Source organism: Streptococcus pseudopneumoniae, from assembly GCF_001068775.1.
Lineage (GTDB): Bacteria > Bacillota > Bacilli > Lactobacillales > Streptococcaceae > Streptococcus > Streptococcus pseudopneumoniae_N.
In genome coordinates, this window is sequence record NZ_JWAJ01000107.1 from 1 (window position 1) to 24,296 (window position 24,296).

The 24,296-nt window shown below is 41.7% G+C and carries 18 protein-coding genes; 14 read left to right on the forward strand and 4 right to left on the reverse strand.

Annotated elements, in window-relative coordinates:
• Positions 1 to 194: 194 nt before the first annotated feature.
• Genes ADF68_RS05930 through ADF68_RS05940 form a run of 3 tightly spaced genes read right to left on the reverse strand, consistent with a single transcriptional unit; the run spans position 195 to position 2,006 of the window.
• Positions 195 to 926, reverse strand: a complete 732-nt coding sequence (locus ADF68_RS05930) for an ABC transporter permease (protein WP_049549023.1) — start codon at positions 924 to 926, stop codon at positions 195 to 197.
• Positions 927 to 941: 15 nt separating this feature from the next.
• On the reverse strand, positions 942 to 1,637 hold the full coding sequence (locus ADF68_RS05935) for an ABC transporter ATP-binding protein (RefSeq protein ID WP_049549024.1): 696 nt from the start codon (positions 1,635 to 1,637) through the stop codon (positions 942 to 944).
• A 3-nt stretch (positions 1,638 to 1,640) separates the two neighbouring features.
• The gene (locus ADF68_RS05940) at positions 1,641 to 2,006 is read right to left on the reverse strand and encodes a GntR family transcriptional regulator (protein ID WP_000119157.1); all 366 of its coding nucleotides are present in this window, start codon (positions 2,004 to 2,006) and stop codon (positions 1,641 to 1,643) included.
• A 139-nt stretch (positions 2,007 to 2,145) separates the two neighbouring features.
• Between ADF68_RS05940 and nrdR the strand changes: the two genes are divergently transcribed.
• From nrdR to glmS, 12 genes are all read left to right on the forward strand, one after another.
• Positions 2,146 to 2,619 (forward strand): transcriptional regulator NrdR, encoded by a 474-nt coding sequence (gene nrdR / locus ADF68_RS05945; protein ID WP_049549025.1) that lies wholly within the window; start codon positions 2,146 to 2,148, stop codon positions 2,617 to 2,619.
• Positions 2,620 to 3,786: a DnaD domain protein gene (locus tag ADF68_RS05950; protein WP_049549026.1), complete on the forward strand. Its 1,167-nt coding sequence runs from the start codon at positions 2,620 to 2,622 to the stop codon at positions 3,784 to 3,786.
• Positions 3,787 to 4,683, forward strand: a complete 897-nt coding sequence (gene dnaI, locus ADF68_RS05955) for a primosomal protein DnaI (RefSeq protein ID WP_049549027.1) — start codon at positions 3,787 to 3,789, stop codon at positions 4,681 to 4,683.
• The gene (locus ADF68_RS05960; RefSeq protein WP_049549028.1) at positions 4,680 to 5,393 is read left to right on the forward strand and encodes an NADPH-dependent oxidoreductase; all 714 of its coding nucleotides are present in this window, start codon (positions 4,680 to 4,682) and stop codon (positions 5,391 to 5,393) included. Before dnaI ends, ADF68_RS05960 begins: the two co-directional genes overlap by 4 nt.
• A gap of 13 nt (positions 5,394 to 5,406) precedes the next feature.
• Positions 5,407 to 6,717, forward strand: a complete 1,311-nt coding sequence (gene der / locus ADF68_RS05965) for a ribosome biogenesis GTPase Der (RefSeq protein WP_049508964.1) — start codon at positions 5,407 to 5,409, stop codon at positions 6,715 to 6,717.
• A gap of 643 nt (positions 6,718 to 7,360) precedes the next feature.
• Entirely contained in the window at positions 7,361 to 9,874 is a 2,514-nt protein-coding gene (gene secA, locus ADF68_RS05975; protein ID WP_049549030.1) for a preprotein translocase subunit SecA, read from the forward strand.
• A gap of 81 nt (positions 9,875 to 9,955) precedes the next feature.
• Positions 9,956 to 10,987 (forward strand): 3-deoxy-7-phosphoheptulonate synthase, encoded by a 1,032-nt coding sequence (locus ADF68_RS05980; protein ID WP_000232201.1) that lies wholly within the window; start codon positions 9,956 to 9,958, stop codon positions 10,985 to 10,987.
• Position 10,988: 1 nt separating this feature from the next.
• Complete coding sequence (locus ADF68_RS05985; RefSeq protein WP_049503924.1) at positions 10,989 to 12,020, forward strand: 3-deoxy-7-phosphoheptulonate synthase; 1,032 nt, start codon at positions 10,989 to 10,991, stop codon at positions 12,018 to 12,020.
• Positions 12,021 to 12,065: 45 nt separating this feature from the next.
• The gene (gene acpS, locus ADF68_RS05990; RefSeq protein WP_049549037.1) at positions 12,066 to 12,428 is read left to right on the forward strand and encodes a holo-ACP synthase; all 363 of its coding nucleotides are present in this window, start codon (positions 12,066 to 12,068) and stop codon (positions 12,426 to 12,428) included.
• Positions 12,418 to 13,521 carry an alanine racemase gene (alr, locus tag ADF68_RS05995; protein WP_049549031.1) on the forward strand — a complete coding sequence of 368 codons (1,104 nt, stop codon included), beginning with the start codon at positions 12,418 to 12,420 and terminating at the stop codon, positions 13,519 to 13,521. The genes acpS and alr overlap by 11 nt, the downstream gene beginning before the upstream one ends.
• A gap of 24 nt (positions 13,522 to 13,545) precedes the next feature.
• Positions 13,546 to 15,561 (forward strand): ATP-dependent DNA helicase RecG, encoded by a 2,016-nt coding sequence (gene recG / locus ADF68_RS06000; RefSeq protein WP_049549032.1) that lies wholly within the window; start codon positions 13,546 to 13,548, stop codon positions 15,559 to 15,561.
• Positions 15,562 to 16,304: 743 nt separating this feature from the next.
• Positions 16,305 to 18,113, forward strand: a complete 1,809-nt coding sequence (gene glmS, locus ADF68_RS06005; protein ID WP_049549033.1) for a glutamine--fructose-6-phosphate transaminase (isomerizing) — start codon at positions 16,305 to 16,307, stop codon at positions 18,111 to 18,113.
• 536 nt (positions 18,114 to 18,649) lie between these two features.
• Here the strand turns inward: glmS and ADF68_RS06010 are convergent.
• Positions 18,650 to 20,134 (reverse strand): DUF1846 domain-containing protein, encoded by a 1,485-nt coding sequence (locus ADF68_RS06010; protein ID WP_049549034.1) that lies wholly within the window; start codon positions 20,132 to 20,134, stop codon positions 18,650 to 18,652.
• Between the two features lie 150 nt (positions 20,135 to 20,284).
• Here ADF68_RS06010 and ADF68_RS06015 point away from each other — a divergent pair, with 150 nt between their 5' ends.
• Complete coding sequence (locus tag ADF68_RS06015) at positions 20,285 to 21,895, forward strand: glycoside hydrolase family 13 protein (RefSeq protein ID WP_049549035.1); 1,611 nt, start codon at positions 20,285 to 20,287, stop codon at positions 21,893 to 21,895.
• Between the two features lie 315 nt (positions 21,896 to 22,210).
• Positions 22,211 to 24,178, forward strand: a complete 1,968-nt coding sequence (locus ADF68_RS06020; RefSeq protein WP_049549036.1) for a peptide ABC transporter substrate-binding protein — start codon at positions 22,211 to 22,213, stop codon at positions 24,176 to 24,178.
• The last annotated feature ends 118 nt before the right edge of the window (positions 24,179 to 24,296 follow it).

Here is a 24,296-nt window from a genome sequence, read left to right on the forward strand (position 1 = left end):
TGCCAAGTTGTAGTACTTTTTTCGAGGCTCTTTTGTCTTGTTCTTGTTTCAATTGACTATAGTTAATTGAAATAAGATATGAACAAAGAGGTTAGGAAAGTCAAATTAATTTTTAAAAATGTTTTAGAATCCATGACGTGCTACTCTAAGTTCAATCCACTATAAAATTAAGTTTTTGACCATCCTCTGAATGATTACTGAAGATTAACCTTATTCTTCAAGATATAGTAAGTACCGAGGTAGAATCCAGCAATTAGGATTAAATCCGTAAAGATTTCAAATGTAAGCATCATATTGAAATTAGTATCTATGCGAAGGTTTAGACCGACAAAACCGAGCACGATCTGGATAACAATGTAGGCTAAAACCGCGAGTGCTGTGCGGTATTCATTGAAAAGTTGTCCGATGGAGATTGCCAAGTAGATGCAGAGGATTCCTGAAATTGTGCCGAGGATGAATGAAATTAGATATAAGCCGATACTGTCTAGGTACTGTTGGAACAAGTCTTTGAAAGCAAGGAAATTAACAGAATTAGGCTCAATTATCACAAGAATGATATAAATGCTCAGAACCAAGACTGCTGAACTGATCAGAGACCAAATGAAGGCCCCCAAGAGTTTGGCCATGATAATCTGGTGTTCGGAAACTGGCAAGGTCAAAGTCAGATAACCTTGTCGATCATAGACACTACCCTTGAAGCGACGGATGATCAAAATCAAGGTTGAAATCCCAAGCGTAATCATCAAGCCACCAAACACGAGTGCTAGAAAAATAAGTAGAATAGGTTGACTTTCTTTGATAGGAATATCGTTGTAAGTCCTTGCTTGAATTCCGATAAGAGCAGAAAGTACCAGTACAGCACCATAGAGGGCTAAATACCATTTGTTAACATTTTTAAATTCATAACGAACTAAATTCCAAAACATAATAATCTCCTTTATCTAGGCTTTGAACTCATGACGGAAGAGTTGGTCGATAGACTCTCCAGACTCATAGCGAATATCATCAACATTTCCTTGACGGACGACTTTTCCATCCTTGAGGAAGACAATCTCATCCAAGATTGGCTCGATGTCTGAAATCAAGTGAGTTGAAATCAAGACAGTAGAAGTTGGAGAGTAGTTGTTAATGATGGTATTCAAGATATAGTCACGAGCTGCAGGGTCGACACCACCGATCGGTTCATCAAGCACGTATAGACGAGCATCACGACTCATGACAAGGATCAACTGAACCTTTTCTTTGTTCCCTTTTGAGAGTTTCTTGAAACGGCTATTTTCATCAATACCAAGGTCACGAAGAAGACCTTGAGCACGTTCCAGATTAAAATCTTGGTAGAAGGTCTTGAAATAAGTGAGAGCTTCCTTGACCTTCATCTGCTCGTTGAGGTAGGTCGTATCAGGAAGATAAGAAACAATTGCTTTAGTTGCTGGGCTTGGTTCCATGCCATTGATGAGGATACGCCCTTCCTCTGGCTGTAGTAAGCCGTTGATTAGTTTAATCAAGGTTGTCTTTCCAGAACCGTTTGGGCCAAGGAGGCCAACGATTTTTCCAGCTGGAATTTCAAGGGAAACATTTGTAAGAGCAGGGCTTGCTCCATAGGATTTTGACACATTTTCTAATGCTAACAAAGTCATAGTTTAAACTCCTTCAATATAATCTCTCAAAACAGTCGGTAGTTCTTCTTTTTCATAACCAAATTCTACCATGCCTGTTACAAACTGTTGCAGCTGTTCTTCTGACAGTTGCTTACGGGATTGGAGGATCAAGTCCAAATCCTCTGTGACAAAGCGTCCTGACGTCCGCTTGGTATAAACGAAGCCTTCTCTCTCCAAGTCCGATAGGGCGCGCTGGATGGTGTTGGGATTGACCCCTGCCTCGCTAGCTAATTCTCTAACGGTTGGAAGCTGTTGATTGGGCTCGAGTTTATGGGAAATAATCTGCAATTTGATTTTCTCCATAATCTGCAAATAAATGGGTTTATTGTTATCAAATGTCCAAGACATCACGATCTCCTTTCTAATTACCTTTGTATTAATTTAATAATACAACAAAACAAAAAACTTGTCAAGCCAAAAGGAGAATTATTTTGGGAATCTCTTAAAAAATGGTATAATGAAAAGAAAACGACAAGGAGGGAAAGGCATGCGTTGTCCAAAATGTGGCGCTACAAAATCAAGTGTGATCGATAGTCGCCAGGCTGAAGAAGGAAATACAATCAGAAGAAGACGTGAGTGTGAAGAGTGTCAGCATCGTTTTACAACCTATGAACGTGTAGAAGAGAGAACGCTAGTTGTAGTCAAAAAAGATGGTACACGGGAACAATTTTCAAGAGATAAAATCTTTAACGGGATTATTCGTTCAGCCCAGAAACGTCCAGTGTCTAGTGATGAGATTGGCATGGTGGTCAATCGCATCGAACAAAAACTCCGTAGTCGCAATGAAAATGAAATTCAGAGTGAGGATATTGGTTCCTTGGTTATGGAAGAGTTGGCAGAGCTCGATGAGATTACTTATGTACGTTTTGCCAGTGTTTACCGTAGCTTTAAGGATGTGAGTGAGCTTGAAAGCCTCCTCCAGCAGATCACACAATCCTCTAAAAAGAAAAAGGAAAAATAAATGAAGCCAAATGACCGTTTTTCTTTTGTAAAGAATAATCGGGTGTCGCAAGATACCTCATCAATGGTGCAGTGCTACCTCCCGATTATCGGTCAGGAGGCGCTGAGCCTCTATCTTTATGCTGTGACTTTTTGGGATGGTGGCCAAAAGGAGCACCTCTTTGCAGCTATGCTTAACCATCTGAATTTTGGGATGGATAGTCTTTTAAAGGCTTTTAAAACTCTAACAGCCATGAAATTGGTGACCCTCTATCAGCAGGGAGAGGCCTATAACTTGTTACTCCATTCTCCCTTATCAACTCAAGAATTTTTACAACATACAGTTTATCGGACCTTGTTAGAAAAAATGATTGGAGATAGTGCGGTTGCAGTCATGAGACAGGAACGTGTTGAAGGGGAACCTATCTCGGTGGCCTTGAGTCAAATCTTCCCTCAGTTATCCGAGTCTGCGAGTCAAGAAACCTCTAGCAGCCAGCCTGCAGCAGATGATTTTGATTTGGAGCATTTCCGTCAGCTCATGGCCCGTGATGGTCTTCGTTTTCAAGATGAGACTTCGGATGTTTTGACCTTGTTTGCAATAGCTGACGAGCAGAAGTGGACCTGGTTTGAGACTTATCAAGTAGCCAAAGCGACAGCAGTGTCGCAAGTGATTTCTGTCAAACGCATCCGTGAAAAGATAGCGCAAAAGCCTGTGACTTCTGACTTTAGTCCCAAGGAAGCAACCATTATCCGAGAGGCTAAGAGAAAGACAGCCTTGCAATTCCTTGCTGAGATTAAGCAGACCCGCAAGGGAAGTATTACCCAGACTGAACGGGACCTGCTCCAGCAGATGGCAGCCTTGGGTTTGCTGGATGAAGTGATCAATGTTATCTTGCTCCTGACCTTTAATAAGGTTGATTCGGCCAATATCAATGAAAAATACGCCATGAAGGTGGCTAATGACTACGCCTATCAAAATATCCGTAGTGCCGAGGAGGCAGTTCTCCGTATTCGTGAACGTGGCCAAAAAGCAAAAACGCAAAAGCAGAATCAGACTGCCCCAGCAAAAACCAATGTGCCTAAATGGAGCAATCCTGAATATAAGAATGAAACGAGCGAAGAAACTCGCTTAGAACTAGAACGTAAGAAAAAAGAAATGTTAGCTCGATTAGAAAAAGGAGGAGACTAGATGGAAAGTGTCGGAGACGTACTCAAGCGTCAACCAAGCCGATTTCAGTATCAGGATTTAGTCCAGCAAATTGTGAAGGACCCTGATGTTGCAGCCTTTATCCAGAAAGAATCTCTCAGTCAGGAGGAGTTAAACCGTAGTATTTCCAAGTTTAACCAATACATCACTGAGAGAGATAAGTTCCTCCGAGGAGATACAGACTATATCGCGCGTGGCTACAAGCCTATCCTAGTCATGAATCATGGCTATGCAGATGTTTCCTATGAAGAGACTCCGGAACTAATCGCAGCAGAAAAAGAAGCGGCAATTAAAAACCGTCTCAAGCTAATCAATCTTCCAGCTAGTCTTAAAAAAGCTAGCCTAGCTCAAGTTGATTTAGATGATTTGGGGCGCTTGCCAGTTTTTGAAAAGCTCCTAGCCTTTGTGGAGCAATATCCAGCTATTCGAAAAGGTCTGTACTTATATGGAGACTTTGGTGTGGGTAAAAGTTTCATGGTGGCTGCCCTTGCTCATGATTTGTCAGAAAAACGTGGTGTTTCATCAACGCTCCTCCACTATCCGAGCTTTGTCATCGATGTCAAAAATGCTATCGGTGATGGCAATGTCAAGACCTTGGTGGATGAGATTAAGCTTGCTGAAGTCTTGATTTTGGATGATATTGGTGCCGAGCAATCAACAGCTTGGGTGCGTGACGAGATCCTGCAGGTTATTCTCCAATATCGTATGCAGGAAGATTTGCCAACCTTTTTCACCTCCAACTTCAACTTTGAAGATTTGGAGAAGCATTTCGCTAAAGGGAAAAACGGAAATGACGAAACTTGGGAAGCTAGACGCGTCATGGAACGCATTCGTTATTTAGCAGAGGAAACACGACTTGAAGGAGAAAACCGCCGATGACAGAAACAATCACCTTAATGAAATCTCATACCTCGGTGCGCAGATTTAAGGAGCAAGAGATTCCCCAAGCAGACTTGAATGAGATCTTGACAGCTGCCCAAATGGCTTCTTCTTGGAAAAATTTCCAATCCTACTCTGTCATTCTTGTCAGAAGTCAAGAAAAGAAGGACGCCTTATTTGAGCTAGTTCCTCAGGAAGCGATTCGCCAGTCTGCAGCATTTTTACTTTTTGTTGGTGATCTAAACCGTGCAGAAAAAGGGGCTCGTCTCCATACGGATGTTTTCCAACCTCAAGGGGTGGAAGGACTCCTCATCACTTCAGTAGATGCAGCTCTAGCTGGACAAAATGCCTTGCTTGCGGCAGAAAGCCTAGGCTATGGCGGAGTGATTATCGGTTTGGTGCGTTACAAGTCTGTTGAGTTAGCAGAATTGTTCAAGCTTCCTGACTATACCTATCCAGTCTTTGGGATTGCACTCGGTGTGCCAAATCAACAGCATGCTGTAAAACCAAGACTGCCACTAGAGAATGTTGTCTTTGAGGAAGAATACCAAGAACAGTTAACTGAGGCAATTGAAGCCTATGACCGTGTACAGACTGAATATGCAGGTGCGCGTGCGACTACCACTTGGAGTCAACGTTTGGCAGAGCAATTTGGCAATCCAGAACCAAGCTCGACTCGAGAAAATCTTGAGCAGAAGAAGTTATTGTAGAAAGTGAGAAAACATGGCCTTACCAACTGTTGCCATTGTGGGACGTCCCAATGTTGGGAAATCAACCCTATTTAACCGTATCGCGGGAGAACGCATCTCAATCGTAGAAGATATTGAAGGTGTAACGCGAGATCGTATCTACGCCACAGGTGAGTGGCTCAATCGTTCTTTTAGTATGATTGATACTGGGGGTATCGATGATGTCGATGCGCCTTTCATGGAACAAATCAAGCACCAGGCAGAAATTGCCATGGAAGAAGCAGATGTTATCGTCTTTGTCGTGTCTGGTAAAGAAGGAATTACAGATGCGGACGAATACGTTGCCCGTAAACTTTATAAAACTCATAAACCAGTCATCTTAGCCGTTAACAAGGTTGACAATCCAGAGATGCGAAATGATATCTATGATTTCTATGCTCTTGGATTGGGCGAACCTCTACCGATCTCATCTGTTCACGGTATCGGGACCGGGGATGTGCTAGATGCTATCGTAGAAAATCTTCCTCATGAAGTTGAAGAAGAAAATCCAGATGTTATTAAATTCAGCTTGATTGGTCGTCCAAATGTTGGAAAATCTAGCTTGATTAATGCCATTTTGGGAGAAGACCGCGTCATTGCCAGTCCTGTCGCTGGTACAACTCGTGACGCCATTGATACCCACTTTACAGATGCTGACGGCCAAGAGTTTACCATGATTGATACGGCTGGTATGCGTAAGTCAGGTAAAGTCTATGAAAATACTGAGAAATACTCGGTTATGCGTGCTATGCGTGCTATTGACCGTTCAGATGTAGTTCTGATGGTCCTCAATGCCGAGGAAGGTATTCGTGAGTATGACAAGCGTATCGCTGGATTTGCCCACGAAGCTGGTAAAGGGATGATTATCGTGGTCAATAAGTGGGATACTCTTGAAAAAGATAACCACACCATGAAAAACTGGGAAGAGGATATCCGTGAGCAGTTCCAATACCTGCCTTACGCACCGATTATCTTTGTATCAGCTTTGACCAAGCAACGTCTCCACAAGTTGCCTGAGATGATTAAGCAAATCAGTGAAAGTCAAAATACCCGTATTCCATCAGCTGTCTTGAACGATGTGATTATGGATGCTATCGCCATCAATCCAACACCGACCGACAAAGGGAAACGCCTCAAGATTTTCTATGCGACTCAAGTAGCAACCAAACCACCAACCTTTGTCATCTTTGTCAACGAAGAAGAGCTTATGCACTTCTCTTACTTGCGTTTCTTGGAAAATCAAATTCGCAAGGCCTTTGTCTTTGAGGGAACACCAATTCACCTAATCGCAAGAAAACGAAAATAAAAAAGCAGAATCTGGAAAGATATTTCCAGATTTTTTTGCTATAATAAAATAAGGAAAGCGTTGGAGAGGTAAGGAGATGGAAAAACTATTAAAATTCTTGATTTTGGCACCCTACTTTTACTTTTTTCGTTGGCAAGGGAAGGTACAGCCAGGAAGTAAGTACTTTTCTGTCTTTTACTATTTTTATTGGTTTTATATGCCTCTAGCAGCCTTGTTTAGTCTAGTTTTCACTCTTTTTTCGCTAGTCTTATTTAACTTTATTTTACAAGAACCAAGGGATCTTGCTAGATGGGTGATATGGCTACTTTTAGTCTTTTTATCCTTAGTCAATGACTGGAAAATCTATGCTTGTCTAAAATTTATGAATAAGCTACGATTGGAAAAGAAGAAATCCAGTCTTCCTTGAAAGAAATAGGCAAGCTTTTATCTGATAGAAAATGATGGAAATTTTTTCATGGATAAACTAGCTAGAAACATTAATGAAGAAAACTAGCCTCGGAATAGGAATTTTAAGGGAACTAATCACCTTGATTAGCCCTTTTTTGCTCTAAGGGAAAATGGAATATTTCTTGAAAAAATTGGGCAAATATGCTACAATAAAAAGAACATTCTAAAATATTCAGAATTTAAAGTAAGGAAAAAAATGGCAAATTTATTAAAATCAATCATCGAAAATGATAAAGGAGAGATTCGTCGTCTGGAGAAGATGGCTGATAAAGTCCTCAAATATGAAGATGAAATGGCTGCGTTAACAGACGAGCAATTGAAAGCAAAAACAGAAGAATTCAAACAACGCTACCAAAATGGTGAGACTCTTGACCAACTTTTGTATGAGGCGTTTGCTGTTGTACGCGAGGGAGCTAAGCGTGTTCTTGGTCTTTTCCCGTATAAGGTTCAGGTTATGGGGGGGATCGTTCTTCACCATGGTGACGTTCCTGAGATGCGTACTGGTGAGGGGAAAACCTTGACAGCGACGATGCCTGTATACCTCAATGCTCTTTCAGGTAAAGGGGTTCACGTAGTTACGGTCAATGAATACCTTTCTGAACGTGATGCGACTGAGATGGGTGAGTTGTACTCATGGCTTGGCTTATCAGTAGGGATCAACTTGGCGGCCAAATCTCCAATGGAGAAAAAAGAAGCCTATGAGTGTGATATCACTTACTCAACCAACTCAGAAATCGGATTTGACTACCTCCGTGATAACATGGTTGTCCGTGCGGAGAATATGGTTCAACGTCCACTCAACTACGCCTTGGTCGATGAGGTCGACTCAATCTTGATTGACGAAGCTCGTACTCCTTTGATTGTTTCAGGGGCCAATGCAGTTGAAACAAGTCAACTCTACCATATGGCAGACCATTTTGTGAAGTCTTTGGATAAGGATGACTATATCATTGATATTCAGTCTAAGACTATTGGTCTATCAGATTCAGGTATTGACAAGGCCGAAAGCTACTTTAATCTAAGCAACCTCTACGATATTGAAAATGTTGCTCTGACTCACTTTATCGATAATGCCCTTCGTGCCAACTACATCATGCTTCTTGATATTGACTATGTGGTCAGCGAAGAGCAAGAAATCTTGATTGTCGACCAATTTACTGGTCGTACCATGGAAGGTCGTCGTTATTCTGATGGTTTGCACCAAGCGATTGAAGCTAAAGAAGGTGTGCCAATCCAAGATGAAACCAAGACTTCAGCTTCTATCACCTACCAAAACCTCTTCCGTATGTACAAGAAATTGTCAGGTATGACGGGTACAGGTAAGACTGAGGAAGAAGAATTCCGTGAAATCTACAACATTCGTGTTATTCCTATCCCAACAAACCGTCCGGTTCAACGTATCGACCACTCAGACCTACTCTATGCAAGTATCGATGCTAAGTTTAAGGCTGTTGTCGAAGATGTAAAAGCTCGCTACCAAAAAGGTCAACCTGTCTTGGTTGGTACGGTTGCAGTTGAAACCAGTGACTACATTTCTAAAAAATTGGTAGCTGCAGGCGTTCCTCACGAAGTATTGAATGCCAAGAATCACTACAAAGAAGCTCAAATTATCATGAACGCTGGTCAGCGTGGTGCCGTTACCATCGCAACTAACATGGCCGGTCGTGGTACCGACATCAAACTTGGTGAAGGTGTTCGTGAACTTGGAGGACTTTGTGTCATTGGTACAGAACGCCATGAAAGCCGTCGTATTGATAACCAGCTTCGCGGACGTTCAGGTCGTCAAGGGGATCCAGGTGAATCTCAATTCTACCTTTCTCTTGAAGATGATTTGATGAAACGCTTTGGTTCAGAACGCTTGAAAGGTGTCTTTGAACGCCTCAATATGTCTGACGAAGCTATTGAATCTCGCATGTTGACCCGTCAAGTAGAAGCAGCTCAAAAACGTGTTGAGGGAAACAACTACGATACTCGTAAACAAGTCCTTCAGTACGATGACGTCATGCGTGAACAACGTGAGATTATCTACTCACAACGCTACGATGTTATCACTGCTGATCGTGACCTTGCTCCTGAGATTCATGCCATGATTAAACGCACTATTAATCGTGTTGTCGATAACCATGCTCGTGCTAAACAAGATGAAAAATTAGAAGCAATCCTCAACTTTGCTAGATTCAACCTCTTGCCAGAAGATTCTATTTCTCTTGATGACTTGTCAGGCTTGTCAGATAAAGAAATCAAGGAAGAACTCTTCCAACGTGCTTTGGTTGTTTACAATAACCAAGTGTCTAAGTTGAGAGATGAAGAAGCCGTTAAGGAATTCCAGAAGGTATTGATCCTACGTGTGGTTGACAATAAATGGACTGACCATATCGATGCCCTTGACCAGTTGCGTAATGCTGTTGGTCTCCGTGGTTATGCTCAGAACAACCCAGTCGTAGAGTATCAAGCAGAAGGTTTCCGTATGTTTAATGATATGATTGGTTCTATTGAGTTTGATGTTACTCGTTTGATGATGAAAGCTCAAATCCATGAACAAGAACGCCCACAGGCGGAGCGTCATATCAGCACGACAGCGACTCGAAATATTGTTGCCCAACAAGCTGACCTTCCTGCAGATTTGGATCTTAGCCAAGTTAAGCGTAATGACTTGTGTCCATGTGGTTCTGGTAAGAAATTTAAAAACTGTCACGGTAAACGACGTTAAGAATGACTAATTTTCAGGCGGATGCCTAGTGAAAAGTGAATTTTCACTTGGCGTCCGTTTGCTTTATAAGGAGGATGAATCATGGTATTTACAGCCAAAAGCCCTAAAATTAATATTGAAGAAGTTCGTAGTTTGTCTAAATTAGAAGGACAAGCACTTGCCAATAAACAACAACGCGATCAAGAACTTGAAGCGATTATTCGTGGTGAAGATCAACGCATTTTGTTGGTGATTGGTCCGTGTTCGTCTGACAATGAAGAAGCAGTTCTTGAGTATGCCAAGCGTTTGGCAAAATTGCAAGAAGAAGTCAAAGACCGTGTCTTTATGGTGATGCGCGTCTACACTGCTAAACCACGTACTAATGGTGATGGCTATAAGGGTTTGATTCACCAACCAAATGCCAAAGAAGCGCCGAGCCTTATCAATGGGATCAAGGCGGTTCGCCACTTGCATTATCGTGTTATTTCTGAAACAGGAATGACGACGGCAGATGAGATGTTGTACCCAGAGAACCTTCCTTTGGTAGATGATTTGATTTCTTATATGGCAGTTGGAGCTCGTTCAGTTGAAGATCAACAACACCGTTTTGTGGCTAGTGGAGCAGATTTTGCGACAGGTTTTAAAAATCCAACGTCTGGAAATCTCAATGTCATGTTCAACGGTATTTATGCGGCTCAAAACAAACAAAGTTTCCTTTTCCTAGGAAAAGAAGTCGAAACTACTGGAAATCCTCTATCGCATGCCATTCTCCGTGGTGCCCTTAACGAATACGGGAAAAATATTCCTAACTACTACTATGATAATTTGATGGATACCATTGCCCAGTATGAAAAGATGGGCCTTGAAAATCCCTTTATCATCATTGATACCAACCATGACAACTCAGGCAAGCAATATATGGATCAGATTCGCATCGTTCGTCAGACCTTGATTAACCGTGACTGGAATGAAAAGATTAAAAAATATGTTCGTGGTTTCATGATTGAGTCTTATCTAGAAGACGGTCGTCAAAATGAACCAGAGGTCTTTGGAAAATCTATCACCGATCCATGTCTAGGATGGGAAAATACTGAGGCTCTTGTTCGCGAAATTTACCAAAGACTAGGAGAATAATATGGCATTTATTGAAAAAGGTCAAGAAATCGATATTGAAGCGATTAAGGCGGAAACACAGTTATCTGCAAAAGCCTTGCAACATAAGGAAAGCCGTGACCAGGAACTAGCAGACATCCTTTCAGGAAAGGATGACCGAATCTTGTTGGTCATTGGACCTTGTTCGTCTGACAATGAAGAAGCAGTTCTTGAGTATGCTCGCCGTTTGGCAGACTTGCAGAAAAAAGTTGCAGATAAGATTTTCATGGTCATGCGTGTTTACACAGCCAAGCCACGCACCAATGGAGATGGCTACAAGGGTTTGGTTCATCAGCCAGATACTTCTAAAGCACCAAGTTTGATTAATGGTTTGCAGGCTGTACGTCAGCTTCATTATCGTGTTATTACAGAAACTGGATTGACTACAGCAGATGAAATGCTTTATCCATCCAATCTAGTTTTAGTTGACGACTTGGTGAGCTACCATGCCGTGGGTGCGCGTTCAGTAGAAGACCAAGAACACCGTTTTGTAGCTTCAGGGATTGATGCACCAGTGGGGATGAAAAATCCAACCTCAGGAAATCTATCTGTTATGTTTAATGCCATCTATGCTGCACAAAATAAGCAAACATTTCTTTACCATGGACAAGAAGTTGAGACTTCAGGTAATCCCCTGGCCCACGTTATCCTTCGTGGAGCTATGAATGAATATGGGAAGAATGAACCAAACTTCTACTATGAAACTCTCCTAGATGCTATCGGCCGTTACGAGTCTATGGGGCTTGAAAATCCCTTTATCATGATTGATACTAACCATGATAATTCAGGGAAGCAATATATGGAGCAAGTTCGCATTGTTCGTCAGGCTCTACTCAACCGTGACTGGAATGAAAAGATCAAGAAGACAGTTCGAGGTTTCATGATTGAATCTTACTTGGCAGATGGTCGCCAAAATCAACCAGAAATCTTTGGTTGTTCTATTACAGACCCATGTCTAGGATGGGAAAACACAGTAGCCTTGGTAGAAGAAATCTATACTACCTTAACAAAATAAGTGAAAAGGATGGAGTTGGGGGAACCTCAACTCTTTTTGACGAAAATGATAGTTGGACACGGAATCGATATCGAAGAATTAGCTTCCATACAAAATGCAGTTAAAAAAAGAGAAGGCTTTGCGCAGCGTGTTTTGACAGACAAGGAATTGAAGCGCTTTGCCAGTCTCAAAGGTCGTAGACAGATTGAGTATTTGGCTGGTCGTTGGTCAGCTAAAGAAGCTTTTTCAAAGGCTATGGGAACGGGTATTGGAAAGCTAGGTTTTCAGGACTTGGAAATTTTGAACAATGAGAAGGGAGCACCCTACTTCAGTAAATCCCCGTTTTCAGGAAAAGTGTGGTTATCGATTAGCCATACAGATCAGTTTGTGACAGCTAGTGTTATTTTGGAGGAAAATTATGAAAACTAGTCCACATAGACCAACTAAGGCCCTTATTCATCTAGAAGCAATTCGCTACAATATCCAACAAATGGGAGCGCACATTCTCAAAGATACCCTCAAATGGGCAGTTGTAAAAGCCAATGCCTATGGGCACGGAGCGGTTGCTGTTGCAACAGCTATCCAGGGTGACGTTGATGGTTTTTGCGTTTCTAATATCGATGAAGCCATCGAGCTTCGTCAGGCAGGAATTTCTAAGAAGATTCTTATTTTAGGAGTATCTGAGGTTGAATCTCTTTCATTGGCTAAGGACTTTGATATTACCTTGACAGTGGCTGGGTTGGAATGGATCCAGAAACTCATAGCCACAGAGTCAGACTTATCAGGTTTAACTGTTCACCTTAAAATTGACTCAGGCATGGGACGAATTGGTTTTAGAAGTGCAAGCGAGGCTGAAGAAGCGCAAACTTTACTCAAGGAGCATGGAGCAAATGTTGAGGGAATCTTTACACACTTTGCAACTGCTGATGAAGAGTCGGATAGCTATTTTAAGGAACAGTTAGAGTGTTTCAAGGAAATACTTGCTGGTTTTCAAGAAGTACCAGAGTTAGTTCATGCTAGTAACTCCGCAACGACTCTATGGCATGCGGAAACAATTCTCAATGCGGTTCGTATGGGAGATTCCATGTATGGCCTCAATCCAAGTGGACAAGTTTTGGAATTGCCTTATGCACTAAAACCAGCCTTAACTTTGGAGTCAGCTATTGTTCATGTTAAAACAGTCCCAGCTGGGGCTTGTATGGGTTACGGAGCAACTTATCAAGCAGATGGTGAGCAAGTCATTGCAACGGTACCGATAGGTTATGCAGATGGTTGGACACGAGATATGCAGAATTTCTCAGTTCTGGTGGATGGACAATTGTTCCCCATCGTAGGACGTGTATCCATGGACCAAATCACCATTCGTTTGCCTAAGCTTTATCCATTGGGGACCAAGGTAACCTTGATTGGCTCAAACGGGGACAAGGAGATTACTGCAACAGACGTAGCAGTTTACCGAGGAACCATAAATTATGAGGTGGTTTGTCTCCTCAGTGATCGAATTCCGAGAGAATATTATTAAAAAACAGAAGGAAAGGAGAGCAGCATGAATTTACACCAACCCTTGCATGTCTTGCCTGGTGTGGGACCTAAATCAGCAGAAAAATATGCCAAACTAGGAATTGAAAATCTGCAAGACCTCTTGCTCTACTTTCCTTTCCGTTATGAAGATTTTAAGACCAAGCAGGTGCTAGAACTAGAAGATGGTGAAAAGGCTGTCCTATCTGGTCAGGTGGTAACTCCAGCTAGTGTTCAGTATTATGGATTTAAGCGCAATCGTCTTCGCTTTAGCCTTAAACAGGGAGAAGTTGTGTTTGCGGTTAACTTCTTTAACCAACCCTACCTGGCTGACAAGATTGAACTAGGAGCAACCTTGGCTGTCTTTGGAAAGTGGGATCGTGCTAAAGCTAGTCTCACAGGCATGAAGGTTTTAGCCCAAGTGGAGGATGATCTCCAACCTGTCTATCGTCTCGCACAAGGAGTTAGTCAAGCAGGCCTTGTTAAAGTCATTAAAACCGCCTTTGACCAGGGTCTAGATCTCTTGATAGAGGAAAATATCCCTCAGTCCTTGCTCGATAAATACAAACTCATGTCTCGCTGTCAGGCTGTTCGTGCCATGCATTTTCCTAAGGATTTAGCAGAATACAAACAGGCCCTTCGTCGAATCAAGTTTGAGGAGCTCTTTTATTTCCAAATGCAGTTACAGACCCTCAAGTCTGAAAATAAGGTTGATGGAAGTGGTCTGGTCCTGAATTGGTCCCAGGAAAAACTAACTGCCGTTAAAGAGAAATTGCCTTTTGCCTTAACCCAAGCCCAAGAAAAAAGCCTACAAGAAATTCTAACAGATATGAAGTCGGACCATCACATGAATCGACTCTTACAAGGGGATGTTGGTAGTGGGAAGACAGTGGTTGCGGGTCTAGCGATGTACGCGGCTGTAACGGCTGGTTATCAGGCAGCTCTAATGGTTCCGACAGAGATCCTTGCAGAGCAACATTTTGAAAGTCTAGAAAGTCTCTTTCCTGATTTGAAACTAGCTCTCCTAACGGGTTCACTAAAAGCTGCAGAAAAACGCACGGTTTTGGAAACGATTGTTAAGGGCGAGGTTGATGTGATCGTCGGTACCCATGCCCTTATACAGGATGGGGTGGAATACGCTCGACTTGGTTTGATTATCATCGATGAGCAACACCGATTTGGTGTAGGACAAAGACGCATCCTACGTGAAAAAGGAGAAAATCCAGATGTCCTTATGATGACGGCGACTCCGATTCCACGAACCTTAGCCATCACAGCTTTTGGAGATATGGATGTTTCCATTATTGACCAGATGCCAGCAGGACGAAAACCAATCGTAACACGCTGGATCAAGCATGAACAACTTCCCCAGGTCTTGACTTGGTTAGAGAGTGAGATTCAGAAAGGCTCCCAAGCCTATGTCATTTCGCCCTTGATTGAAGAATCTGAAGCCCTGGATCTTAAAAATGCTATTGCTTTATCGGAAGAATTGACGGCTCATTTTGCAGAAAAAGCAAAAGTTGCTCTCTTACACGGTAAGATGAAGAGTGATGAAAAAGACCAAATTATGCAGGATTTCAAAGAGAGAAATACAGATATTCTGGTTTCGACAACGGTTATCGAGGTCGGGGTCAATGTTCCCAATGCGACGGTTATGATTATCATGGATGCTGACCGTTTCGGACTTAGTCAGCTTCATCAGCTTCGAGGTCGTGTAGGTCGTGGGAATAAGCAGTCCTATGCGGTTCTTGTAGCCAATCCCAAAACTGACTCTGGAAAGGATCGCATGCGCATCATGACGGAAACGACTAATGGATTTGTCCTTGCAGAAGAAGATTTGAAAATGCGTGGCTCTGGTGAGATTTTTGGAACCAGACAGTCAGGTCTACCAGAGTTTCAAGTGGCTGATATTATCGAGGACTTCCCAATACTTGAGGAAGCACGTAAGGTGGCTAGCTATATCAGCTCCCTTCCTAACTGGCAGGAGGACCCAGAGTGGCATATGATTGCCCTAAATCTAGAAAAGAAAGAACATTTAGATTAAGCTTTCTCTAAGAAAATCTTAAGTTTGCTTTTAGGGTTATTGCCTATACTAGGGTCATCAAAAAGAAACGAGGACTCTCACATGACGATGACAATTAAAGTAAATTATCAAAAAACGTTTCAACAGGAACAAACCCCTTCTCCTAAATACTAAGTAAAAGAGCGGTAACGCTCTTTTTGTATGAGATTCTCAGGTAAGGGATTTAGAAAAGTGCTTATGTTCATTTGATTTACTGAATGTATAAATTTCAACATCACTTCAAACAACACCTTAGTCTTAACAGGCAATCTAAAAGCAGTGCTTTGAGCAACCTGCGGCTAGCTTTCTAGTTTGCTCTTTCGTTTTCATTGAGTCAGAATTACTTTTAGTTTTTTCTAAGGAAAATATAAGCTATGTTTTAGGAAGAGCTTTTATACTGGGTTCATCAAAAAGAAACGAGGACTCTCACATGACAATGACGATTAAAGTAAATTATCAAAAAACCTTTCAAGAAGTAGTGGAAGCAGAAAAGGTTGCTACAAAATAGTAGTTATTAAGGGCGGTAGAGCTCTTTTTAAATACTTGCTTTAGGCGAAATATGATAGATTTTTAGTAGATAGAATCGGCAGAATCACGCTATACCAATTTTTATTCTTGACAAGTAAAAGAAACAAGTATATACTGTTTCTGCTGATTCTGCAAAGCGGGAATTAGACTATACCAATTTTAAGGGGAAAGCACAGCTAGCCTGTGTCGTATATACTATGTGTGGAATTGTTGGTGTTGTTGGAAACACAAATGCAACTGATATTTTGATTCAAGGGCTTGAAAAGCTCGAATACCGTGGTTATGATTCTGCGGGAATTTTTGTCCTAGGTGGTGCTGAAAACCATTTAGTGAAGGCTGTTGGTCGTATCGCAGAATTATCTGCTAAAACTGCTGGTGTTGAGGGAACAACTGGTATCGGACATACTCGTTGGGCGACTCACGGGAAACCAACAGAGGACAATGCTCACCCGCACCGCTCTGAGACAGGACGTTTTGTCTTGGTCCACAATGGTGTGATTGAAAACTATCTTGAAATCAAGGAAGAATACCTTGCAGGACACCACTTCAAGGGACAAACAGATACGGAAATCGCCGTTCACTTGATTGGAAAATTTGCGGAAGAAGCTGGCTTGTCAGTTCTTGAAGCCTTCAAAAAAGCCCTTCATATCATCCGTGGTTCTTATGCTTTTGCCTTGGTTGACTCACAAGATCCTGAAGTCATCTACGTAGCTAAAAATAAATCACCACTTTTGATTGGTCTTGGACAAGGCTATAACATGGTCTGCTCAGATGCTATGGCTATGATTCGTGAGACCAACCAATACATGGAAATTCATGACCAAGAGTTGGTAATCGTCAAGGCTGATAGTGTGGAAGTTCAAGACTATGATGGCAATAGTCGTGAGCGTGCTAGCTACACTGCTGAGCTTGATTTGTCAGATATCGGTAAGGGAACTTATCCTTACTATATGCTCAAGGAAATTGACGAGCAACCAACTGTTATGCGTAAACTCATCCAAGCCTACACAGATGAGGCTGGTCAAGTAGTGGTTGATCCTGCTATCATTAAGGCTGTTCAAGACGCAGACCGTATCTACATCCTGGCAGCTGGAACATCTTACCATGCAGGATTTGCTTCTAAGAAGATGTTGGAAGAATTGACTGATACACCAGTGGAACTGGGAATTTCATCTGAGTGGGGCTATGGTATGCCACTTCTCAGCAAGAAACCACTCTTCATCTTTATCAGTCAGTCTGGTGAAACAGCGGATAGCCGTCAGGTTTTGGTCAAGGCTAATGAAATGGGAATTCCAAGCTTGACCGTGACAAACGTGCCAGGTTCAACCCTTTCACGTGAAGCCAACCATACCATGCTCCTTCACGCAGGTCCTGAAATTGCCGTGGCATCAACCAAGGCCTATACAGCGCAAATCGCAGCTCTTGCCTTCCTTGCGAAGGCGGTCGGTGAAGCAAATGGTAATGCTAAAGCTCAAGCTTTTGACCTGGTTCACGAGTTGTCTATCGTGGCTCAGTCTATCGAATCAACTCTCTCAGAAAAAGAATTGATTGATAGCAAGGTTCGTGACCTTCTTGAAACAACACGCAACGCCTTTTATATCGGACGTGGCCAAGATTACTACGTAGCCATGGAAGCCAGTCTCAAGCTCAAAGAAATCTCTTACATCCAGTGTGAAGGTTTTGCAGCTGGTGAACTTAAGCATGGAACCATTGCTTTGATTGAAGAGGGGACACCTGTTTTGGCCCTCTTGTCAGACCCAGTTCTTGCCAACCACACTCGCGGAAATATCCAAGAAGTGGCAGCACGTGGCGCTAAGGTCCTTACTATTGCAGAAGAAAATGTTGCTAAAGATACCGATGATATTGTCCTTACGACCGTACACCCTTACCTCTCACCAATCTCAATGGTCGTACCAACACAATTGGTCGCTTACTTTGCAACCCTACACCGTGGACTTGATGTGGACAAGCCACGTAACCTTGCCAAGTCAGTAACGGTAGAATAAACCCAAAGTTTAAATCATAAGAAAAAGTGAACAAAATAGTTTTCTGAAAATCAGAATGCTGTCTTGTTCACTTTTTTTGTATACTTAATGAAAATTAATGACCAAACTAAGGTGTTTAGGTAGATATCTCACAGAATAGCTTTGAGGTTCTAGATAAGAGTGACGAAGTCAGTCTCATTACACCAATTTGATATTGTAGAGAAAACGGATCAAGACCTCAGTCAAGGTAGTTCAAGTCAAGATTGAAGAGGATTGATTCATACTCTTCGAAAATCAAATTCAAACCGCGTCAACGTCGCCTTGCCGTACTCAAGTACAGCCTGCGGCTAGTTTCCTAGTTTGCTCTTTGATTTTCATTGAGTATCACTCCTTTTAAGAATTCATAAGAAATAAATCTAAACTTAAATGTTATCCCAGTTTCTATTAAAACTAGAATTCTTTTTGAAAGATATGCTTGTGAAAGACTGGAAAGCTATAAAAAAACTCTAAGAGCTGGACGATGAGGATCCAACTCTTAGAGGAGTGAGTGTCGTATTTTACTTGCGATACAAACGATCGTATTGGTAGTAAGGATCAAAGGTTACATTGATTCCTAGTTTGCGAAGAACATTTTTGTCTTCGTCTGTTAGGATAATCGTAGAGTGAGCTTCGCTTCCTTTGAGGTTTCCGAGTTCTTTCATGGCACGATCCGCATCAGGATTCTGCATAGCTGTGATTGCAAGTGCGATAAGGATTTCATTTGAGTGGAGTCGGGGATTGCGGCTACCCAAGTGATTGATTTTCAAACCTTGGATTGGTTTCACCACTTCTGGTTCAATTAATTTTGTTTCAGCATCAATGTTAGCGGACATCTTGATAGCATTGATCAATGCAGCCGCTGTTGGACCAAAGAGTTCTGAGTTCTTACCAGTAACGATTTCACCAGAAGGTAATTCAAGTGCTAGAGCGGGTCCACCAGTTTCTTCAGCTTTTTGACGTGCGGCAACAGCAACCTTTCTATCAGCTGGTGTGATACCTAGGTCATTCATGAGCAACTCAATTTTCTTAACGGCAGTTTCACCGACTTTTTCAGCCTTGAAATCAAGAACAGTTTGATAGTAGCGACGGATAATTTCCTGTTTAGATGCTTCAATGGCAGCGTCGTTATCAGTGATTGCAAAGCCAACCATGTTGACACCCATGTCAGTTGGAGATGCATAAGGAGACTCCCCCAAGATACGTTCCAGCATACGCTTAAGGACAGGGAAAATTTCAATGTCGCGGTTGTAGTTGACTGTGGTTTCTCCATAGGTTTGGAGATGGAATGGGTCAATCATGTTGACATCATCTAGGTCTGCTGTAGCAGCTTCATAAGCTAAGTTGACTGGATGATGAAGTGGGAGATTCCAAACTGGGAAGGTTTCAAATTTGGCATAACCAGACTTGATACCATTGATTTGGTCGTGGTACATGTTAGACATACAAGTTGCCAACTTACCTGAACCAGGCCCAGGAGCTGTCACGACAATCAAATTGCGACTAGTTTTGATATAGTCGTTTTTCCCCATACCTTCAGGAGAAATGATGTGATCCATATCTGTCGGATACCCCTTGATAGGGTAGTGAAGATAAGAGTCGATACCATTTTTCTCTAATTGATTACGGAAGGCATCTGCTGCCGGTTGTCCTGCATATTGAGTAATGACAACTGAACCAACAAAGATACCAAGTTCATTGAATTTATCGATCAAACGAAGCACTTCTTGGTCATAAGAAATGCCCAAGTCTCCACGAGCTTTTGAGTGCTCGATATTGCTAGCGTTAATAGCGATAACAACCTCAACTTGCTCCTTCAATTCTTGTAAGAGTTTGATTTTGTTATCTGGTTCATATCCAGGAAGGACACGAGCAGCGTGGAAATCTTCTAACATTTTGCCGCCAAACTCCAAGTAGAGTTTGCCGTCAAATTGGTTGATGCGCTCCAAGATATGGTCGCGTTGTAGATTTAAATATTGTTCAGAACTAAAAGCTTGTTTTTTCATTTTTTTACCTCTGACCTCTATTATATAAAAAAAAAGGAAGATAAGAAACAACGGAGGTTCGAAATAAGAAAAAAGATTGAAGCAAACGCTTGCATAAAATTAAGAAAAGGTCTATGATGGAATAAAGTGAATGTTAAAAGGGGAAAAAAGATGCAAGAAAAATGGTGGCACAATGCCGTTGTTTATCAGGTCTATCCAAAAAGTTTTAAGGATAGCAATGGAGATGGGATTGGTGATTTACCTGGGATTACCAGTAAGCTAGACTATCTAGCTAAGTTAGGGATCACAGCGATCTGGCTTTCTCCAGTCTATGATAGCCCCATGGATGACAATGGTTATGATATTGCCAATTATCAAGATATCGCGGCTATCTTTGGAACCATGGAAGATATGGATGAGCTGATTGCTGAAGCTCAAAAACGAGATATTCGAATCATTATGGATTTGGTTGTCAATCATACATCTGATGAGCATGCTTGGTTTATCGAAGCTTGTGAAAATCCTGATAGTCCTGAGCGAGACTACTATATCTGGCGTGATGAACCTAACGAATTGGAGTCAATTTTTAGTGGTTCTGCCTGGCAATATGACGAAAAGGCTGGTCAATATTACCTGCACTTTTTCAGTAAGAAACAACCAGACCTTAACTGGGAAAATGAAGAACTACGCCAAAAAATCTATGAAATGATGAATTTCTGGATTGATAAAGGGATCGGTGGATTTCGTATGGATGTTATTGACATGATTGGGAAAATTCCTGATCAGAAGATTGTCAACAATGGTCCTATGCTCCATCCCTATCTCAAGGAAATGAATCAGGCTACTTTCGGCGACAAAGAGCTCTTGACAGTAGGGGAGACATGGGGAGCGACACCAGAAATCGCAAAACTCTATTCAGATCCAAAAGGACAAGAACTGTCTATGGTCTTCCAGTTTGAACATATCTGTCTTCAGTATCAGGAAGGACAACCTAAGTGGCAGTACCAAAAAGAGCTAAATGTTGGGAAATTAAAAGAGATTTTCAACAAGTGGCAGACAGAATTAGGAGTTGAGGATGGCTGGAATTCCCTCTTCTGGAACAACCATGACCTCCCTCGAATCGTCTCTATCTGGGGAAATGACCGAGAATACCGCGAAAAATCTGCCAAAGCCTTTGCAATTTTGCTTCATCTCATGAGAGGAACACCCTATATTTATCAAGGCGAAGAAATCGGCATGACCAATTTCCCATTTGAAAAGCTAGATCAAGTAGAGGATATTGAATCCCTCAACTATGCGCGTGAGGCTCTTGAAAAAGGCGTTTCGATGGAAGAAATCATGGACAGTATTCGTGTCATTGGTCGCGACAATGCCCGTACTCCAATGCAATGGAATGAGAGCAAAAATGCTGGTTTCTCAGACGGACAACCTTGGTTGGCTGTTAATCCAAACTACGAAGCAATCAACGTTCAGGAAGCACTGGAAAACCCAGATTCTATTTTCTATACCTATCAAAAATTGGTAAAAATCCGTAAGGAAAATAGTTGGTTGGTGAGGGCTGATTTTGAACTCCTTGAAACAGCTGAAAAAGTATTTGCTTATATCCGTAAAGATGGGGACCGTCGTTTCCTAGTTGTGGCCAATTTGTCCAATCAGAATCAAGAGTTTGTAGTAGAAGAGTCACTTAAATCTATCTTGATTGAAAACACATCAGCAGAAGAAGTTTTGACTACACAGACCTTGGAACCATGGGATGCCTTCTGTATCGAATTAGCCAAATAACCCTAAAAGAGGCTGGGACAAAAGTCCTAGCCTCTCAATTGTCTTTGGATTACCGAGCAAGACGCAGTGGTTGAGTGGGCTATACTACGCTGATTTCATCAGCTTTTACAACCCTACTCAACTGTGCGGAGGTAGGACAACGAAATCGAATTCTAACGAATTACCGATTTCTGTCCCACTCTTTTTTCTAAAATAAGTATAGAAATTTCTTTAATAAATATTTGTTTGAATTTTCTAAAAAATACCTTATAACCCCTTGCTTTTATATAAAAATAGGGTATAATGGTGAAAATAGTATTTTAAAGGAGAATACCGATGAAATCGAAAAAGTGGCTCGCAGTAGCAGGGATAACGATGAGCGCAGCTCTTCTTTTGGCGGCTTGTAGCAAGACTGAGAAAAAAGCTGACGCTCCGACAACATTTTCGTATGTATATGCTATTGATCCAACAACATTGGACTACAGCGTTACTAGCAAAAGCTCAACATCAGACGTCATTGCCAACTTGGTCGACGGACTCTTGGAAAATGACAAGTATGGGAATTTGATTCCATCTCTAGCTGAGGATTGGTCAGTTTCACAGGACGGTTTGACTTACACTTACAAGCTTCGTAAGGGTGTCAAATGGTATACTTCTGAAGGTGAAGAATATGCAGAAGTCAAGGCTCAAGACTTTGTGACTGGATTGAAACATGCGGCAGATGGCAAGTCGGATGGTCTAACTCTTATCCAAGATTCTATTAAAGGATTGGCAGAATATGTTAGCGGTGAGAGTAACGACTTCTCAACGGTAGGAATCAAGGCGGTCGACGATTATACTGTTCAATACACCTTGAACCAACCTGAAAGCTTTTGGAATTCTAAGGTGACAACAGCACCGATGCTTCCAGTTAATGAAGAATTCCTAAATTCTCAAGGTAAAGATTATGGAACACCAACACCGTCATCTATTCTCTACAACGGCCCATATATCTTGAAGAATCTAACTTCAAAATCAGTTATCGAGTACGAAAAGAATCCAAACTATTGGGATAAAGATAATGTTAAGATTGACCACATCAAGCTTACTTTCTATGATGGATCTGACCAAGAGTCATTGATTCGTAGCTTTGCATCAGGGTCATTCACAACAGCTCGTCTCTTCCCGACTTCTTCAAACTTTGAATCAACCAAGCAAGAATACGGAGATAAGATTGTCTATAGCCCGCAAGAAGCAACTAGCTATTACCTTACATTTAACGTAAACCGTCAATCTTACAACAAGACAGCTAAGACTGATGATGCTCAAAAAACATCAACAAAAGAAGCGCTTCTCAACAAGAACTTCCGTCAAGCCATCAATTTCGCGCTTGACCGTCATTCTTATGCGGCTCAGTTGAATGGTGAAGAAGGTGCAGACAAGATTATCCGTAATAGCCTTGTGCCTTTTGACTATGTCCAAGTAGGTGAAAAGACCTTTGGAGAATTGGCGCAAGAACAACTTGTCACCTATGGTGATCAATGGAAAGATGTTGCTTTGACAGACGGTAAAGATACTCTTTATAACCCAGACAAAGCAAAAGCTGCTTTTGAAACAGCCAAGTCAGAATTGCAAGCCAAGGGTGTAACCTTCCCAATTCACTTGGATATTCCAGTTGAACAAACAGATGTCATCGCTGTTCAACAAACAAACTCACTCAAACAATCTGTCGAAGCAGCGCTTGGAACTGAAAATGTTGTCATCGATGTGCTTCAAATGACAGATAATGAGAAAATGAGTATTACATCTCAAGCCAAGGTTCCTTCTCAAAAAGACTATGACTTGAATGGGACTGGTTGGGGACCAGACTATCAAGATCCAGCTACCTATCTAAATATCCTGGATGCTAAGAAGGGTTCTGCCCTTAAACACTTGGGTATCACAAAAGGTAAAGATCCAGAAGTCATGGCTCAAGTTGGACTTGATGAGTACAAGAAACTCTTGGATGATGCAGCATCAGAAACAACCGACCTTAACAAACGCTATGAAAAATATGCTAAAGCACAGGCTTGGGTATCTGATAGCTCACTCCTCATTCCTGTAGCGTCTTCAGGAGGTTCTCCTACAGTTAGTCGCACAGTGCCGTTTACAAAAGCCTACTCTCAAGTTGGTATCAAGGGTGATCCATTTGTATTCAAAGGCTTAGAGTTGCAAAATGATATTGTAACAGCTAAAGAATACGAAGAAGCTCTTAAGAAATGGCAAAAAGAGAAAATCGAAACAAATGCCAAATACCAAAAAGAACTAGCAAATCACGTTAAATAGTCTTTTGTAATGAATAAAGAAATCCTGTTTTGAAGCGGGATTTCTTTATTTTTTGGGCTCTTTGTCAACTGTAGTGGGTTGATGAAAAGTTATAACCTGGAGAGGACCAACTTGGTTC